Origin of the sequence: Lysinibacillus sp. FN11 (assembly GCF_024628845.1) — a bacterium.
In the GTDB taxonomy this organism is placed as follows: domain Bacteria; phylum Bacillota; class Bacilli; order Bacillales_A; family Planococcaceae; genus Lysinibacillus; species Lysinibacillus capsici.
In genome coordinates this window covers 4,530,362-4,549,414 of the sequence record NZ_CP102383.1, presented here as the reverse complement: position 1 = coordinate 4,549,414, position 19,053 = coordinate 4,530,362, and the positions used below count along the sequence as shown (strand labels likewise).

The window sequence follows — 19,053 nt, the reverse complement described above, 5'->3', positions numbered from 1 at the left end:
AATTCTTCTACCTGAGCCAACACGGCTGTTGGGTCATAATACCATGAGCGCTCCTCTGGCCAAACATAAAGATGATCATTTTTTACGGCTGGCAAGCTACCCCATATAGGATCTTTCTTAAAATAACCTAAAAACAGTATTGTTCCTAGGTAACCAGATTGGGCGGTTGTGAAATACATTCCCTCCTGCATAAACGGCAATATAACTCCATATGCCATGCGAAATCCCGTAGTTTTAACAATTAATAGCATTCCTGCTATGACAAACACCCAATAATTTTCATTTTTTAACCCCCTTTCATTACACGAATCGTAGTCCAATGAAAGGTCCATTTTCCACCAATAGAAGGATACTTATACGGTAAAACGGATTTTATTTTAAGGTTAAAGTTAGATTTTTGGATAAACCTTAATGGCCCTTTTTCATTTTATCCATTGTTCTAGGCCACTGACTAATTTATGCTAGCCTATATCGATAATGATTATCATTTACGGAGGAAGAGACATGAAAAAATTAAAGCGACATATGCTCATTTATAGCTTATTATTACTGGTTAGTATCATACTGGCTGCTTGTGGTTCTACCAATGGAGAAACGAAGAAGGAAGAGACAACAACATCAGCATCAACAACTCGCCTTTATAAGGATTATTTAGGTCATGAGGTTGAAATTCCTGTAGATCCTGAGAGAGTGGTTTATCATGGAGAAGGATACGGTGATTTACTTGCATTGAATATCAAAACAGTTGGTGCTGGCTTCTCTTGGATTACAAATTATGCTTGGGAAGATCGCGTAAAAGATGTGGAGGACGTTGGTTTTCCTATTAATGTGGAAAAAACATTGTCATTAAAGCCTGACCTTATTATTATTGGTACTTCTGATGATAAGACATATTCACAGCTTTCTAAAATCGCTCCAACTATCGTGTTTGATACTTTTGCGCCATTAAACCAACGTTTAACCGAGCTGGGCGATATACTAAATAAAAAAGAAGAAGCGACTCAATGGATGGATGCTTATACAGAAAAAGCGGATAAAATGTGGGAGTCGCTTGTAGCTGATGACATCATTAAACCAGATGAAACGGCATCGGTTTTAACATATTATCCAGGAGACCGATTATTTGTCATGGCACGTGCTGGACTTTCTCAAGTTTTATACGATTCAAATGTGCTTAAGCCTGGTGACAAAATACAAAAAATTCTTGATGATGGAACAGGCTTTGCTGAAATCTCCACAGAACTTCTTCCTGAATATGCTGGTGATCGAATATTCATCCTCACACCAGTCGATGATGAAGCAAAACAATCGACAAAAGAAATGATGGAAAGTCCAATTTGGAAGAACCTACCAGCTGTGAAGAACGGTCATGTCTACACGATTGATATTGAAAAAAGTGATAGCGATGCCTCAACAAGAGAATGGCTGTTATCACAACTACCTACTATGTTAAAAAAATAGCTAACAAGAGACATTTCATCTTTGTTGAAATGTCTCTTTACTTTTTATACAATACATTTAATTGATAATCATTTTCATTTACTAAGGAAGTGAACAGATGGAAGACAACAAATCAGCTTCTATTAACAAGGATTTACTATTTCATTTAGAAAATATTTACTGTATTTCGCAGAGCTATCCGTTTATCTCGACTTCTCATCATACGATGATACTTTTTACAGATGGCTGTGGGACGTTGACGATTGATGATATACCTTATTTGGTGACGAAGGGAAAAATTTTTCTGGTACAGCCCCGTTCTATGATTGATTTATCGGATATAATTAATGGTTACTGTTTCTATAAAATTACTTTTGCAGCCTTTCAGCTAAAACATAAGCACCTTTCCCCACATCTAGGATCTATTTTTTCTGATGAAGTGGAATATACAATTTATCCTTATACACGCTTAATTCGTCTTACCGAAGATCTGGATAATTTAAATCCTAAATTGGATTTTCTTAAACAACAAGGACTGTTGTATGAACTATTAAATTTATTATTTGAATATCAGCTTCAAAAGAACTACCAGTTGTCAATGACAAAGGTAGTTGAAGAAACCATTGACTATATACATAACTATTTTCAACTTCCTTTAACGGTGAAAAAGCTAGCGGAACTCGCTCGTATAGCTCAATGGCAATATAGTGCGATCTTCCAAACCTTAACTGGGAAGAAACCGCTAGATTATATTACAGATTTACGTCTTACAAATGCCAAAGAATTATTGCTACAAACAAATGAGCCATTAAAAGATATTGCGCAGCAAGTGGGATTTGATGATGAATATTATTTTAATCGCCGCTTCCGACAGGTAATTGGAATTCCTCCAAAACAGTTTGCACGACAATATAAACAAAAAACTGTTGTAAAAGATTGGACAGGACATGAGGTAGCAATCCCTCGTTCACCACATCGTGTTATTTATCATGGAGAAACGTTTGGGGATATGTTGATTTTTGATGTGCAGCCAATAGGCGGAGACAAAACCTCTATTAGTAAATCCTTCTATAAAAACCATGTTCCTTATATTCAAGATGTTGCCTTTCCAATCAATCTTGAAAAATCTTCGCAGCTGAACCCTGATTTAATTATCTTTACAAATAATGACGAGCAGCAATATCAAGCACTATCTTCTATTGCACCAACGGTAACCCTAAATTCCTGGGATTCATTGGAGGAACGCGTCCTTTTATTAGGGCAGTGGCTTAGCCAACAACAGCGTGCAGTAGATTGGCTAGAATATTTTAAAATCCAAGAAAATACTATGTGGCAGCAGCTACAAACAGTCATAGAGCCTGGCGAAACAGCATCTGTTTTGACTTTTGATCATGGCAAACGCCTTTTTATTATGGGCTGTACAGGTCTATCCCCTGCCCTTTTCCATCCAGATGGATTTCAGCCGCACCCTCAAGTCAAAAAACTACTTCAAGCAGGCGAGGGGTATAAAGAAATACCAATAGATCACTTACCTCAGTATGCTGGTGACCGCATCTTTATGTTGTTATCTGATAAACCCGAATCGCAAATGGCTACGATGGAATTGATTAATAGCGATATTTGGAAAGGACTCACTGCTGTACAAACTAACCATGCTTATTTAGTGGATGCAACAAAGTGGAATTACGGAGATGCCTTTACAAGAGAGAAGTTACTCGGTGCATTACCAAAGCTATTGGTTACTACCAAGTAATTCTCATACTTATAATAAGGGGTGACATTTATATGAAAACGGAAAGTATAACAGATATGACAACTCAAATATCATTAAAGGATATTCGAGATTATATTGCTAAAAACCATAATCAACCTCTCACGATTAAGCATCTAGCACTCATTTCGGGTCTGAGTTCCAGCTACTTTGGAGAGGCATTTAAAAAGGCATTCGGTCAAAGTGCCACAGATTATTTAACGGCGCTACGTATCGGACATGCCAAGCAATTACTGCGTGATACCGATTTATTACTTCGTGAGATTGCTAGAAAAGTAGGCTACAGTGACGAATTTTATTTTAGCCGAAAATTTAAAAAGGAAGTTGGGATTTCACCTTCTGCTTATAGTAAGATGGCTCGCCAGCGTATTTCTACTTTTTCGGTCTCCGCTACTGGAAATTTATTAGCGCTTGGTATAATACCAGTTGCAGCTCCGCTGAATGCTAAATGGAGTCCTTATTATTACCATCATTATCAAGAGAAAATTCCCGTGCATGTTAATATATTTGATACAGAATCAGAGGACAACTTCAAAAAATTAGCCTCTGTTAAGCCAGATATTCATATTTTTCAAGAGGAACCCTCCCTCTCCATGCTTGATTGGCTTCAAACAATTGGCATCCAAAATATCTTTATACAAGCGAAGGATTGGCGAACACAGCTGAGAGAATTAGCTGTAGCTGTTAAAAAGAAAAGCGTAGGTGAGCGCTTCATTCAAACATATGAACAAAAGGTATTACAGGCGAGATTAGAAATTAATCAAGTTGCTGGAAATGATACGTTTGCCGTTCTTCGTTTATGCGGTGATCAATTATTTATGTATTGTAATAAAGGGATTCAGGATGTACTGTTTACAGATTTACAGCTTCGTTCTGTCGATGCTCGCCAACAAACATATAATGAGCATATTACATTTGATCAGCTAGTAAATATAGACCCTGACCGTTTGCTATTTATCATTTGTCCAGATTCACCAACCCGAAATTATTGGCTTACTCTACAATACCTTGATCGTTGGAAAGAGCTCCGTGCTGTAAAAAATGGACATGTCTATGTTTTACCTTCCAATCCTTGGTTCGAATACTCAGCTATTGCTATAAGCCGAATGCTAGATGAAATGTTACTTATGCTAACCGGAAAAAATCCAAATCCTTTTCCTGTCCCCGTCCATGGTAACGTATCAGACAGTGATTTATAATTCCATTTGAGAATGATTATCACCGGAAGGAGACTTTGATGAACAATGAAACAAAATTGTCGTAATCAATGTTATACAATTATAAAATCTGCCTATTTATTAGCGATGTTTTTGCTAACTATCGGCATACTTTCCGCCTGCAATACCCAATCAAGCAATAAAGAGGAACAGGTAGAAACGCAGGCATCCTCAGAAAGTACAAAGGAGCAAAGTGTTTACCCGCTAACACTAAAAGATGAGGTCAGGAATGAAGTAACACTACCGGCTAAGCCTACTAAAATTTTTGCACCTGTCATAGAGGATTCATTACTAGCTCTTGGTATCAAGCCTACTATGCAATGGTCTAACGGTGTTAAGCCACAGCTTTATTTACAAGATCAGCTACAGGGTATACCAGAAATTAGCTTTGCAAGCGGTCCCCCATCAGCCGAAGCCATTATGGCAGATAAACCAGACTTAATTATTTTGCATAATTCATTTTATGTGGAAAATGGCACCTATGAAAAATATGCAAAAATCGCACCAACCTATGTTTTTAATAATGCTGCAAGTAATTTAGAAGGCTCTATTAAAGTTTTAGGGCAACTACTTGATGAAACAGACAAGGCTGAGCAAGCTTTAAAGGATTATCAAGAAAAAGTAGATGTAGCAAAAACAAAGCTATCCTCTATAACAAAAGGTAAAAAAATTGCTTTAATTCGCTTTAATGCAAAAGGTATGTTTTTCATGACTGATGAGTATTTTAGTGGATATGTCCTGACACATGAATTAGGATTTGAACAAAGCAGCTACGTGAAAAATGGTGCCTTCGAAGTATCATTGGAGATTCTACCTGAACTGGATGCCGATTATATTTTCCTAATCAATGATGGTAATCTTGGGGATGAATTTTTAAATGAGTTGAAGAACAGTAAAATTTGGCAAAGTACGGCAGCCTTCAAAAACGATCAAGTATTTGAGACATCCGAGGATTACTGGCTAAATGGCGGTATTCATGCTCAAGGAAAAGTGATAGAAGATGTATTGGAGTTTTTAGCGCCATGACAACAATGACAAAGAAACCTTATACATCAGAAAACTACTTAGAAGTTACTATGACATCTCGTCAACAGCTAGATTATCGCCTTTTAATTGCAAGCCCAACAGATGAACCATCAGCAGATGGTTATACTGTCATCTACGCCTTAGATGGGGACGCCCTTTTTCCAACACTTGCAGAGGCAGTGAAATTACAAACCCGTAAACCAAAAGGCTATGATCCTATTCTTGTTATTGGCATCGGTTATCCCTCAAAGGAACCTTTTGATATGGAGCGACGCTGTCTCGATTTTACACTACCTGTTAGCAAAGAACATCTGCCACCACGTCCAGATGGAACGCCTTGGCCTCCAAACGGCAAAGCCAATGAGTTCTTAGATTTTATTGAACATGAGCTCATACCTGCTATAGCAAAGGAATGGCCTATCAATAAAAAGAAGCAAGCGATTGTTGGTCATTCCTTAGGCGGCCTTTTCACACTATATGCTTTATGTGCAAGACCTCACTTATTCAGTCATATTGTAGCTGGCAGTCCCTCTATTTGGTGGGCTGACAATGCGGTACTACAAGTAATAGACAGATTTTTTGAAGATTGGAACGGTCAGCATGCTATTAATCTCTTACTCACAATCGGTGCTAACGAGTTGCCTGATATGTTAGAGGGAGCTGATCTAGCGGCTGAACGAATGAAGCGTTTAAGCGACCAAAACATTTATACTAATTATGTGAAGTTTGACGAGGAGGACCATGTGAGCGTCCTACCTTGTATGCTTGCCCGCCTTCCTCGGTTTTTGGATACGTAGTAGAAAAGCCCAAGTGGTAATCATTCCACTTGGGCATTTTTATAACATTTACTTCTCTTTCTTCAAATGATCCTTAAGCATGCTAGCGATTTCCTCAACTTTTTATTCTATAGCAATGGATCATAAGGACAGAAACTCTCTGGGTTTAAGTTTAATACGCTATTATTTTTAACTGCTTCAATTGTCAATAGTAACGTGCATTTATATAAAAAATTATGTGGAGCCAGTCATTTAAAAATGAAAGTTAGTTCTAAGATCATTTAACCAAGAATAATACTTTTATAAACTAAATGGCTTATTAATTTTGCGAATTCTTTATTTTCTTTTTACGGATAACCTTAAATAAAATAGTTACGATGATTATGATCATTATAAAACTTAAATACGGGATCCACCATTTAATAGTTTCAACTATTCCCTCCGATAATCCAAAACCCATTAGAAATTCAGTCATATTATCTACTCCTTTTATTTAAGTCTATTGTCTAAAATTACCTGTTTTGCACTCTGATAAGTTGCAATGAAATATATTACATATAGCAACAAAATAATACCAAAGCTTAAAAACATATTCTGTTTGATAGAAACTTCAAAAAATGGTTCTAATTTTTCTAATACAACCTTAGTAGTAAAGATTGATATGAAACTAGCTAAAATTAAAGGTGAAATAAAATAAAATCCAATTTGTCTAAATAACAACCTATTAATCATTTTTTTATTTGCACCAATTTTCGATAATGTCAGGTATCTTTCTTTGTTATCCTGGGTTTCTGTTAATTGCTGTAATGCTAGTACCGATAACGTGACAATCATTAAAATTATTCCTAAGTAACTGCTAGTAAAAGCTATTACTCCAAATATGCCAAAGTAAGTGTCTTGTATCACACTCTTAGTTACATAATAAATCTCTCCTTCAAGAGATTTTTCAATCCATTTATTATTCATTATTTTATAGACCGTCCCCTCAATTTCTTGAGAGAGAAAAACACCATTCAATAAGAAACTATCAGGATTCATATAATTTTTCATATTGTCTGGAACAACCACTGTTCCTACATCATTTGCCCTTGTTGAATTTGTTAAGTAAGTAATGTTACCAAATATTTTTTTGTTTGCAGGAGTGAGCTCCTTATCACCAATTCTTATTTTCCCTTCATTATTTAAGAAATATTGAATATGTTTATTAAAAGGTTCATAGTTTGCATTAATAATGAATTTATTTTCTCCTAACTGAATTCCCTCTTCTCCAGATAGTTCCAATATTTTATTGTAATCTGTTTCAGTTATTAAAGTAACTTTTGACATAAGTATCTCTTGTTCTAAATCAGATAGTTTTACTTGTTGCTCTTTAAACAATTCTCCATAAGTTAAATCGGCATTAAACAACATTATCTCTACATAACTTTTAAGATTTTCTTTAAGTGGAATGCCATCTTGTTTTGCTGTTTCTAAAAGATTTTTGTTATCCTCATATGGTTTTACAATTGTTAAGTCAAATGGGGTTGCCGTGGTAACTTGTTTATTCATAGAACTTGTAACACTAAATCCTGTACCTAGAACAACTAGTGAAGCTATCAGTAATGCACTTAAGATACTTATTACTAGAAAATTGATTTGCATTTTACTTCCGAATTGTCGAAACAAAAATGAATTTAGTTCTTTAAAATACAGCTTTTTGTTTCTTTTAGCCAAGAACACCATCACACTGGAAATGGTATAATAAAACAAAATAATACCAACACCAAGAAGCGAGACTATCACAGTTAAATAATTCTTATCAAGTCCTAATTTCATTAACAATAGTATTCCAGTAGTTATTAAAGTAATTGCTACTAAAAAAAGGCTACTTGTCGCCCATTTGTTATAGACCTTTAACTCTTGATTTTTACGATTCGCAGTTAATAAATCGATAAGTTTAATGTTCATAATATTACGAGTATTAAAAAGTGCTACTATAATATAAATAATTGAAAAACTTATAATAGTTTCTTTTATAGCTTCTTTTGATAACAACAATTTATATCCTACTGCATCACCTACAAACATTTTTAAAGCTAATATCGAAATAACTTGTGACATTAAAAATCCTAGCCCAAGGCCTATAATTAAAGCAAATAACCCTACCAAAAAGGTCTCACCTACAAAAATAAAGGATATCCGCCATTTACTCATCCCTAATGTCATATAAATACCCATTTCTTTTTTTCTTCGCTTCATTATGAATTGATTGGCATATATGATGAGAAAAGCAAAAACAATTGCAATAAACCTTGTTAAAAGTCCAATATACGTAACTAATGCATCCCCAAAAATCTCCATAGAATAATTTAGATCATTTAAAGCTGGTTGTGATGATACTGAATTAAATGCATAAAATAGGCTAACACCTAAAACAAGAGTTAGAAAATAAATAGCATAATCTTTAATACTTCTGCCTACATTTTTATATATCAATTTAAAACTCATCATTGATATTTCCTCCTAGTAGTGCAACAACCTCCATTATTCGATTAAAGAAAGTTTTACGATCATCTTTTCCTCGTATTAGTTCATTAAAAATTTCTCCATCCTTTAGAAAAATAATCCTTCTGCAATAACTAGCATTATAAGGATCATGAGTAACCATCAAAGTTGTGGCATCTTGTTGCTGATTTAATATTTCTAAATTTTTCAGCAACATTTTAGCAGATTTACTATCAAGAGCCCCTGTTGGCTCATCGGCTAATAATAATGTAGGCCTTGTAACAATGGCTCTCGCTGCCGCAATTCTTTGCTGTTGTCCTCCTGACATTTGATATGGGTATTTGTACAATACTTCCTTTATATCCAAAGCGGCTGCAACTCTATCGACTTCATGTTCAATTTCATTCACCGGATAATTAATTATAGATAATGCCAAAGAAACATTTTCAAAAGCAGTTAGTGTATCTAGTAAATTATATTCTTGAAATATAAAACCTAACTTCTCACTTCTAAATTTTGATAATTTATGGCCCTTTAATTTTGTGACATTTTCGCCATCTATAAATACATGACCAGCCGTAGCAGTATCAATGGTTGAAATACAATTAAGTAAAGTCGATTTACCACTTCCACTTGGTCCCATAATTGCTATAAAATCGCCTTTTTGCACTTCAAATGAAATGTTTTTTAATGCATGGGTTACATTACCCTTATTACCATACACCTTTTCAATATTTTCAACTTTTAATATTGTATTCACTTCCCAATTTCACTCCTTTTATGGATGACTTATCCTTTTGCTACCATAATATTACCATTCAATGAATTAACAAAAAATCGATTATTGTATCATAATATTACCGTTTTGTAAGTTTACTTACTATGCACTATAATATTATAAAAAGGTATAAATTATGGAAATAAAACCATTCATTGGTTAAATCGAAGGGAGATTAAAAATGAAAATATTCATTATCGAAGATGATCCAATTATCAGAAAGGAACTTTTTGATTTTCTAGAGAGATATGGGTATGAATGCATAAGTGGCGACGATTTCACAAAAATTGTAGAAGATGCTCTACAAAGCATGCCGCATTTAATTATTTTAGATCTTAACCTTCCTTTTCAAGACGGTTTTCAAGTGTGTCGTGAAATTCGGAAATTGTCTTCTGTGCCCATTATTATAGTAACTAGCCGTGACACTTCCTTTGACGAACTATTAAGTCTTCAAATAGGAGCTGATGACTTTATTACAAAACCATATGATTTACAAATCCTTTTAGCTCATATTCAATCCGTTTTAAAGAGAACTTACGAAATTTCCAAAAGTGCTATGCTTTCTTATAAAGATTTAACACTGGAAATATTAAAGAGCAAAGCTATTTATAATAATATAGAAATAGAACTTACAAAGAATGAATTATGTATTCTTAGATTATTGATGATGAATAAAGGAAACGTGGTTTCTAGAGATGAAATAATGAATGAGCTATGGCAAAACGGAGATTTTGTTGATGAAAATACCTTAAATGTTAATATATCGAGGTTAAGGCGCAAATTGGAATCGATCGGTTTAAAAAAATATTTATTAACGAAGAGAGGACAGGGTTATCAGTTATGAGTTTAATTGAATTTTTTAAGGAAAAACAGTTAGCAATACTTTTTCATTTACTATCATTGCTAATTATCTCTAGTGTCCTCTACTTGTATAATGAAAATGGAAGTTTAGTAATAGTAATAGATTTAATTCTTCTATTTTTCTTTTTCACACCGATTATAGTTAAATACTATCAATTAAGTAAATATTATAATGAAATAAAAAATATTTCACAACAAATCAAAGAAAAAACATATATCGCAGATATTGTAGAGGAACCCCCTTTTTTTTCAGGGAAATTCTTCTACAACATCTTAAATGAAGCAACAAAATACATGAATGATTGTATGTTCTCTTTGAAAAACGCTCAACGTGATTATACAGACTACATTGAACTTTGGGTACATGAAATAAAAACACCAATCACTGCACTAAAGTTAATTTTAAGTAACCATAAGACACCTGAAAACATCCTTATTCAAGAAGAACTATTAAAAATAGAAGGTTATGTTGAACAAGCTCTATACTATGCAAGAAGTAGTACTTTAACTCAAGATTATAGAATAGAAACATTTACACTTGATAAAGCTGTAAATTTAGCTATTAAATCATTATCTCTAAGTATTATTCGTGCCAATGGTAGTATATATAAGGATAACCTTGATTTGAAAGTCACATCTGATTCAAAATGGATTATTTTTATTTTAAAGCAATTAATAGATAATGCTATCAAATATCATCATAATCCACTTCAATTATCCTTTATTGCTAAAAAAGTAGAAAACGGTACTTTATTGTTAATATCAGACAATGGTATAGGTATAGCTTCATCTGATATTGAGAGAATTTTTAAACGTGGGTTCACGGGAACCAATGGTAGAAACTATGTTAAATCTACTGGTATGGGTTTATACCTTTGTGAAACCTTGTGCAAAAAATTAGGGTTACGCATAAGTGTAGATTCTCAAGAAGATACTGGCACTACATTTAAAATATATTTCCCTGATAAACTACGATTATTCCAAGAATCTAAACAAAATATATAGAGTTTATTTATTTCAAATCTCTTTTTTTGATAATATAGAGACCTATTATATAAATTACTACTGAAAAGAAGCTTAAGTAAATAATATCATTAATATTGTAGTATAGAGTAGAAAAACCATCAGAAGCAATGTAAAATGGTGTATTCTCCATAATCGTCTTCATCCAACTTTCATCTCTTTCTACAATTTGTATACCAATGTTATATAAAAAAATATATAGAACATATCCAGCTATTAATGAGTAAACGCGATTAAACGTAATAGAAATTGTAAATATTCCTACTGATAAGATAGAAGCGAAATAAACTATATATACAATCCAAACTGAGAATAGCGTACTTAGGATCTCCATACTAGAGAAATGTTTACCTATGATAAGTTGAACAGTTAATCCAACTAATATATTAAATATGCCATATAAAGAAGTATAAAATAAAAATGAAACACTTTTAATATGAATTATTTGACTTCTACTGAACATACTACTAAATACCATTTTCGAAGTTCCAAAACTAAAATCGGATCCTATCATATTACTGCCTAAGTAAATAAAGTAAATTTGTATAATAAATAAGGAAATACCAATATTTCCGCTTAACTCTACGCTTTTACTTAAGTTCATCTGATAATAAAGAACATTATCAATAATTGTAGCAATAAATAATATTATTAAAAAAACGCATGTTGATGTATCAAATATTTTCTTTATTTCCATTCGGCTTATAGAAAACATACCAGTCATATTATCAATCTCCTAAATTTCTCTTTTATTAATAATTATTAAAGATATTAAAAATAATACTAAGCCTGTTAATGCTAAACAAATATTATTTGATATTGATAAATTATTATATTGCATTCCCTTATAAACCAAAGCCAGTGGATTCTCTTTAATCCAAAGAGCTAATTTTGTTGTAGAGTCTAATTTTATTAGAATAATACCTCTAATCATACTCTCAAATGAAAACATAGAAATAATGGAAACTATTGTTGCAATTTGACTGAACGTAATAAACCCAATGATGAAAGATAAACTTGAAACAAAAAAGGAAATAAGGAAATAATTTGTTAGATTAGTAAAAATATCGTGTGAAAGATTATTCAGAGTAAATTTATTATGTTCCAATACCCACAATAAATTGGCTAGTAATCGGTGAATAGTTCCAACAATACATCCAATTAAAATCAATGAAAGTAATTTTGATAGGACTATATTTATACGTGATAAAGGTCCTGTGAATATAATTCTAGAAGTTTTTAATGAAAACTCTCTGGACATAATAAAAGAAGGCATAATGAGAATAATATAGTACGAAATATCACCAAAGTAATTGTAATATGTATCCAAATCCGAAGAGGATGGGTACATGGGCCTTTTTAGATAAATTGTAATAGTGTATAAAACTGCAATAAATAAACTTGACCAAATGCCGTATCTTTTGAATAATTGTTTAACCTCTAATATTGATATTCTTAAAGTGCTATTCAATCTTATTTCCTCCCATTAACTCAAAAAATCTCTTTTCTAAATCTTTGCGAAGTGGATAAATAGCATTTATACTAATTTTATTTTTTACTAAATCTACTATAAGAGAATCAGAATCTTTATAAAGATATTGAAATTTTACTTTATCTTGATCTATTTCTATAAAAGGTATGTTTTGTATATCATTTAAATAGTTTTTTACCATTTCTATTTTTTTAGTTTCTATGATAAATTCATGTAGCTCTCTATCAGTCTGTTTTTCTGTTTTTAAATCAATATAATCTACTACTGTTCCCTTCTTCAAAAACAAAACTTTATCACAAACAGCTTCAATTTCTGATAAAATATGGCTGGATACAAGAATTGATATCCCTCTTTCTTTTGAAACTTTTCCCAATATTTCTCTTATTTCAGCAACTCCTTCTGGATCTAATCCATTTGTGGGTTCATCTAAAATCAATAGTTTAGGATTATTAACTAATGCCTGTGCAATTCCTAACCTCTGTTTCATTCCTAAAGAATACCTTTTTACCTTCTTATGAACAAAACCTTCAATCCCCAATAAATGGATTACAGATGAAACATTATCTCTATCATATCCCCCTGAAATCTCTGCAAAATAAATAAGGTTATCCATTCCACTCATATGGGGATAAAAACTAGGGTATTCAATCAGTCCTCCAATACGTTTTATATGTTGTAAAGGCTGCTTTTCAATATCAAACCGAACCTCCCCCTCAAACTTCGTTATTAATCCCATAATTATTCGCATAAGGGTTGTTTTCCCTGCACCATTTGGTCCAACTAAACCTATTACTTCACCTTTTGGAACTGAGAAAGAAACATTATTAATTACTTTATTATTTCGATAACTCTTTGTGATATTCGACAATGTTAAAATATTACTCATTTCTTTTCCCTCCTTGTAATGCATCTTATCAATTACCCACAATAACGTTACTGATTTTCCATAAAAATGGTTTATATTTATATTTTATTAAAATAAGTATTTATTGTAAAATAATAACATTTAAAAGAGATTACTCTTCATTAAAAAAGATATAGCAAATTGTAATTTAGTAGTCTTTCTCGATTTTAAATTCCTAGCTAAGAAGAGGTTGGGACAAAAATGTTTCAGCCAACAAAAATACCGAACTACCCACTGAAACGCTTACGAAGTATTTCAGAATAGTTCGGTTTTTCTAGTTATCATATTTTGTTAATTTAGAGATTATACGGCTTTATGAAGGTCCCAGTTAGTTATGTCCCAGCCTCTTTGTTGTAACTTTACTGCTTGCAGGAAAAACTAAAGTCTAACCTTGCCTTTCCTTCACAGTAGGTAAGAGTTCCACAATTCCGTGTAAATTGGTATATGACTATATTGCATCTGAAAGAGATTACATCATGGGTTTTGCTATTTCTTGATGTGTAGGACAGGCATGGTAGCAGAAAGATCCCACAGGTAAATATGGACATCAACATTCATAATGCCCTAACTTCTCCTATCTATCTTCTTTACTACTATTATTATAATTAAAAATTATTCTCAAATAAAAGCCAAACTACGATAGATTGTAGTTTGGCTTATGAATTATTCATGTTAATTATTTTTTGCATATTACTAAAGGCTTCTACTACTAAATTAAGCTGCTTCTTTAATGAAACAGGGTCATTGAAGTAGGAGGTAGTACTACCTAAAGTAGTAACCTTATTCACAGCAGGCATCTCATTCCCTAATGTACTTTATAGGTATTATAATTAAAATTCTATAACCAACCTTATTTCCAAAATTTAATGAAATGACTATGGTTTTGGATATATTTTCAAGCCAGCTACATTAGAAACATTACCATACTTATCTACTAAAACTACATAGATATAGTTATTTTGGAAGAATTCATTTTTTGCTTCTAATTTTACACTCATACCTGTAGCATCCCTCCCCATTAAGTCATCACCTTTTGCTGCAACTGGTCTACCTTTATTATCAAGGCCAGAAATTATTTGCTGAGGTTTAATACTAGCTTGCTCATCGGCAACTACAACATAGTAATATCTTAAATCATAATCAGGTGTTGCAAAGGTTGGTGTAAACTCCATGGTTTTAGAATGTTGAACCTTTCCACCATCACCTTCACCAGTTTCTACGTTACCTGTAAGATTGGCAGTTGTAATTTTAAAGCCTGTCATATCTTGCCCTCTATATTCACCAATAGAATTTACAAATGTTAGACCAGCAAAATCCTTCACTTGTGTTGTGTTTATTTTGCTCATATCTATTTTAAAATCAGTTAAAACAACTTTATCAAATTTAATTAAAAGTTTTCGTGGTTTATATGTTTCTAGATTCGTCATATCTTCCCATTCAACTTCAGTAATTCTTGCTGTCGTATCAATTAATTTTTCATTTAATGCAATTTTAAAATCATCATCTGTAATATCCAGAGCTTCAGAGAATGTAACTACAAATGTTTTATCATCTTCATAGGTCATATTATAACTTGAATCAGGATTTTGTAATATACTTGAAAACTCTTTTTCTGTTAACTTCTTAATCCATGGTTCTTTACCAACCGCTATTTTTGGATTAGTTCCGTCAGAATAAAATTCAGCTTGTTGTAATATTGTTGTATTTTTTGCTGCATCTTCAGCTATGTAATACAGAACATAGTCTTTATGCGCTTTGGGAACTGAAAACGCATGTGTTACTTGGGGGCCTAATATTAATTCTAATGTATTAGGAGATTTTTTTACCTCTTCTACAGTTGCCGGCTGCTCATCTTTGAGTTTTAGGATATACCTAATCTGACCAGGTTCATTAGACGTAATTTCTAGTTTTGCAGTTTCGTCACCTTCTTGAGGTCTAACAATACCTTGTGTAACAGTTGGAGCAGTTCTATCCTTAACAAGTTCAATTCTCTGTATTTCTTCTGTCAAGTTTCCTGAGCGGTCAGCCATAAAAATGTAAATATCCCAAGAATGGAACTTAGTTAGATTATTTGGTATAGGGATATTTAATTTAGTATCACCAATCTCAATTGCTCTTGAGCCTCCATACAAGTTTAGCGGTACGTCTTGTAAAGTTAGTTCATTATTTGTGCCATTCGGTAGTAAAGCCTTCAATTTTTTATCCATGATATCTCGCATTGACAATTCTGAAAACTTATTATTCGATGGCAAAATTACATAGTAATATGTCCCTGCTTTAGTTGCATTAACATTTAAAAAACCATAATCATATTGTTCGTTTGTTTCAACACTTTTAATTTTTAATAACGGAGCTTTTGTATCCTCATGTGTGTAAACAGCAAAATTTCTAGGTTTTTCATGAGTTCTACTATTTTCAAATTCATTACCCGCAAGGTCATATAATGTCGGTTCTATAGTTACTCGAATCGTATCATTATTAATAAGACCCGTTGCAGATGGTATCGTTAACGTTACCTTTGTATCATTTTTCTTATAGTCTACTTTTGATGGGTTTATTTCCTTCTGTCCAGAAATACTCATAATTCCTGTACCGCTTAAAACATAATTTTTTACATTTTGTGCAGCTTCTTCATCCAGTGGCTCACTAAAATGGACAGTAATTTCATTCAGTCCTGTCAGTTCTAGTCTTTGTTTTTCAATAGGAATGAATGGCGCAACATTATCAAGTGCCCCAGTTGAAAAATCAAACCTTGCTGCATCATCTTCTGAATAGTTACCAGAATCATCTCTCATAACAACATAAAGTTGATATTCTGTTTCAGCCTCTAAACCTGTTAACTTTTCTTCTACTCCTAGTTTACCAGCGATAGCTTTTCCTTGATCAGTTGGGTTAGCGACAATATCCGCAGTAGTTGGATGAGCTGCTGATGTTTTTTTTCTTACATAGTAGTAATAATCTCCTGGTTCACTGGCTGTAAAAGTAAATTCAGCACGTGTTCCTCCATGTAATGGCGTAACTTGTAGGGATTTCACTACTGGTGGTGATGCATCTTTCATTTGGAACTCTTGAGAAACTATATCTGAAGCATTTTTCGAGCCATCTACAACCATGATGTAGATAACATATTCTTTTTTCTCACCTAAATTGGAAACCTTAATTGAGTTGGTTCCTTTAATGGCTGCCGCAGTTCCATGTGCTACGTTCTTATTTGAGAGACGGTTGACCATTTCACTTTTATTTGGTGTCTCTGCGCCCTTTTCACGCACAATATAATAGTACGTACCGACTTCATCTGAAGTGAAATCTGCTTGAATTTCGCTACCATTTAGGACTTTGACATTTGTAATACTAATGATTGGTTTTGTTTTATCATCAGGATTTTGATTCTCGTTTTCCTCTTTATCAATTGGTTTGCCATCTGGATCTGTAATTTTGCCTATATTATCTTTATCATCGAGGAAATCGTCGAAGATATTATTCGGTGATCCGTCCTTAGGTAAGATAACCTTTTCAATATACGTATAATCTCCAATATCAATTTTGCCATATGAATTATCAACAAATAATGTGCCAATTCGTCCATCAATATATAGCTCTAGGTCTGTGTAGCTATTGTAATTGATCCAATCGATATTTCCTGAACCATAAATTGTAAGCTTTGTTTCTGTATTTAAATTTAACGTACCAATATCGCCTTGAATTTCAAACTCACGCACATTTCCAATGATGTCTACACGTGGTAGTTTTGTATTTGTTTCAATTTTTGTACCTGTTTGAGATACTACTAGTCGAGCAACACTGCTGTTATAAAATTCTAGGTATTTCTCAACATTTTTCATTTCCTCTTTTTCTTTAGACCAGTTAACAAATGGCTTATCATTTTCAGTATTTGGTTTTGTCCAATTTTGAAGATCGTTCGAATTGTTATTTGACGAATCATCGCCTTTATTATTATCTGGGTTTGACCAATTGATAAATGAAATATTGTTACTTGCCACACGACCAAGAGCTAATGGTTGATTATAAGTAGCCCCTAAATGCAATGGTGGGCGAACGGTTTCGTTGACAAACATTGTCCCTGTCAGCGTCATATTCGAGAATTCGATATAATTACCATTTACTACAATCGTTGCGCCAAAAGAACCGTAATTTCCATCAAAATCTAAAGAACGTGTGCTTGTTCCACTTGCATTAAGGGTTAATTTTGAAATGGAGCGAATTCCCTTACTCGATAAATCACCCTCAATGACAGCACCTTTTAACACAGGAGCATTATATTCGTTAAAAATATGAGCAAGGCTTTCTGGAATTGTATAAGATTGACCATTTATATAAACAACATCATCATCCACATTTGTGATTTTGTAAGATGTTTCATTATTTTTCTTCTCTTGTGAACCCACTACAAACGAAGCAAACTGTCCGCGAGTAACAGGATCAAATGGAGAAAATGTAACAGGAGTTGTGCCCTTTGTAATATTCAGATCGATTAAAGTTTGAATATAGATGGCATTGTTTGTTTTGCTATTCACATCTTTGAAAATATTATTGTACGTAGGGGATACCTCTAAATGGAATCCAACTACAACCATTTTGGCTAGTTCCCCTCTAGTCAACACTTCATTCGGCATAAACATGCCATTTGAATAGCCCGACATAATACCTGCATTTTGCAAGGCCGCTACGTATTTATAATATTGATTGCCCTTTGGAACATCCTTATAGTAAGGATCTTGGATATTTTTTGTATCCAATTTTAACGCCGTTGCCAGCATTTTCGCTGCCTCTCCACGAGTTACACTGACATCAGGACGGAAAGTATTATCCGCAAAACCGCTCATTACACCCTGAGAATATAGTTTTAATATTTCATTATAATTGTCCGAGTATTGGTTAATATCCGTAAAGGGAGAAGTAGCCGCTGCTGCATTTGGTGGAGGTACTACAACAGCAATCCCGCTTGAAGCAAATACGGTTGCAATCAAGGCTTTATTTACTTTTTGGATTTTAGATTTATCCATTCCACTCTTCCTTTCGCTTATGTATTTTGATACGTACAAATATCATTTTGCTCATATCCTTTATATCGACCAAAGGCTAGTGAACCTTCATAGATAAATCTAAAATTGTAGAGTAAATTTCTTCTAGAGTTCGAGACTAAAATACGATTTCTTTACTATGCGAGTTCATAAGCTTTCCATCACTCAATATTTAAAAATTCATAGTTTGCAATACATTAAAAAGAAGCCATTTAAAAATAGATTCGTAATTGGCTTCT

At 33.1% G+C, this 19,053-nt stretch carries 13 protein-coding genes and 1 pseudogene; 7 read left to right on the top strand and 7 right to left on the bottom strand.

Annotated features, from left to right (window positions below):
- Positions 1–122: 122 nt before the first annotated feature.
- A pseudogene (locus NP781_RS23800) lies at positions 123–332 on the bottom strand (hypothetical protein); the annotation flags it as partial.
- A 172-nt stretch (positions 333–504) separates the two neighbouring features.
- Between NP781_RS23800 and NP781_RS23795 the strand changes: the two are divergent.
- The 5 genes from NP781_RS23795 (at position 505) to NP781_RS23775 (ending at position 6,251) form a co-directional block, all read left to right on the top strand.
- Entirely contained in the window at positions 505–1,461 is a 957-nt protein-coding gene (locus tag NP781_RS23795; RefSeq protein WP_257520968.1) for an ABC transporter substrate-binding protein, read from the top strand.
- A gap of 97 nt (positions 1,462–1,558) precedes the next feature.
- The gene (locus NP781_RS23790; RefSeq protein WP_257520967.1) at positions 1,559–3,193 is read left to right on the top strand and encodes an AraC family transcriptional regulator; all 1,635 of its coding nucleotides are present in this window, start codon (positions 1,559–1,561) and stop codon (positions 3,191–3,193) included.
- 32 nt (positions 3,194–3,225) lie between these two features.
- Positions 3,226–4,410 carry a helix-turn-helix domain-containing protein gene (locus tag NP781_RS23785; protein WP_257520966.1) on the top strand — a complete coding sequence of 395 codons (1,185 nt, stop codon included), beginning with the start codon at positions 3,226–3,228 and terminating at the stop codon, positions 4,408–4,410.
- Positions 4,411–4,455: 45 nt separating this feature from the next.
- Complete coding sequence (locus tag NP781_RS23780; protein WP_257520965.1) at positions 4,456–5,454, top strand: ABC transporter substrate-binding protein; 999 nt, start codon at positions 4,456–4,458, stop codon at positions 5,452–5,454.
- A complete protein-coding gene (locus tag NP781_RS23775) occupies positions 5,451–6,251 on the top strand; it encodes an alpha/beta hydrolase (RefSeq protein WP_257520964.1) in 801 nt (266 codons plus the stop codon). The genes NP781_RS23780 and NP781_RS23775 overlap by 4 nt, the downstream gene beginning before the upstream one ends.
- Before the next feature lie 468 nt (positions 6,252–6,719).
- On the opposite strand, the gene NP781_RS23770 is transcribed toward NP781_RS23775, so the two are convergent.
- On the bottom strand, positions 6,720–8,720 hold the full coding sequence (locus NP781_RS23770) for an FtsX-like permease family protein (RefSeq protein ID WP_257520963.1): 2,001 nt from the start codon (positions 8,718–8,720) through the stop codon (positions 6,720–6,722).
- Positions 8,707–9,474: an ABC transporter ATP-binding protein gene (locus tag NP781_RS23765; protein WP_237899088.1), complete on the bottom strand. Its 768-nt coding sequence runs from the start codon at positions 9,472–9,474 to the stop codon at positions 8,707–8,709. Before NP781_RS23765 ends, NP781_RS23770 begins: the two co-directional genes overlap by 14 nt.
- 199 nt (positions 9,475–9,673) lie before the next feature.
- Between NP781_RS23765 and NP781_RS23760 the strand changes: the two genes are divergently transcribed.
- Complete coding sequence (locus NP781_RS23760; protein WP_257520962.1) at positions 9,674–10,336, top strand: response regulator transcription factor; 663 nt, start codon at positions 9,674–9,676, stop codon at positions 10,334–10,336.
- Positions 10,333–11,358 (top strand): sensor histidine kinase, encoded by a 1,026-nt coding sequence (locus tag NP781_RS23755; RefSeq protein ID WP_221681371.1) that lies wholly within the window; start codon positions 10,333–10,335, stop codon positions 11,356–11,358. The genes NP781_RS23760 and NP781_RS23755 overlap by 4 nt, the downstream gene beginning before the upstream one ends.
- A 7-nt stretch (positions 11,359–11,365) precedes the next feature.
- On the opposite strand, the gene NP781_RS23750 is transcribed toward NP781_RS23755, so the two are convergent.
- The 4 genes from NP781_RS23750 to NP781_RS23735 all read right to left on the bottom strand — a co-directional run bounded on the left by NP781_RS23750 (position 11,366) and on the right by NP781_RS23735 (position 18,796).
- Positions 11,366–12,100, bottom strand: coding sequence for a hypothetical protein (locus NP781_RS23750; RefSeq protein ID WP_257520961.1), 735 nt, complete (start codon positions 12,098–12,100; stop codon positions 11,366–11,368).
- A 12-nt stretch (positions 12,101–12,112) separates the two neighbouring features.
- On the bottom strand, positions 12,113–12,847 hold the full coding sequence (locus NP781_RS23745) for an ABC transporter permease (protein WP_257520960.1): 735 nt from the start codon (positions 12,845–12,847) through the stop codon (positions 12,113–12,115).
- The gene (locus NP781_RS23740; RefSeq protein WP_255601396.1) at positions 12,840–13,754 is read right to left on the bottom strand and encodes an ABC transporter ATP-binding protein; all 915 of its coding nucleotides are present in this window, start codon (positions 13,752–13,754) and stop codon (positions 12,840–12,842) included. The genes NP781_RS23745 and NP781_RS23740 overlap by 8 nt, the downstream gene beginning before the upstream one ends.
- Before the next feature lie 893 nt (positions 13,755–14,647).
- Positions 14,648–18,796, bottom strand: coding sequence for an S-layer homology domain-containing protein (locus tag NP781_RS23735; protein ID WP_257520959.1), 4,149 nt, complete (start codon positions 18,794–18,796; stop codon positions 14,648–14,650).
- Between the last annotated feature and the right edge of the window lie 257 nt (positions 18,797–19,053).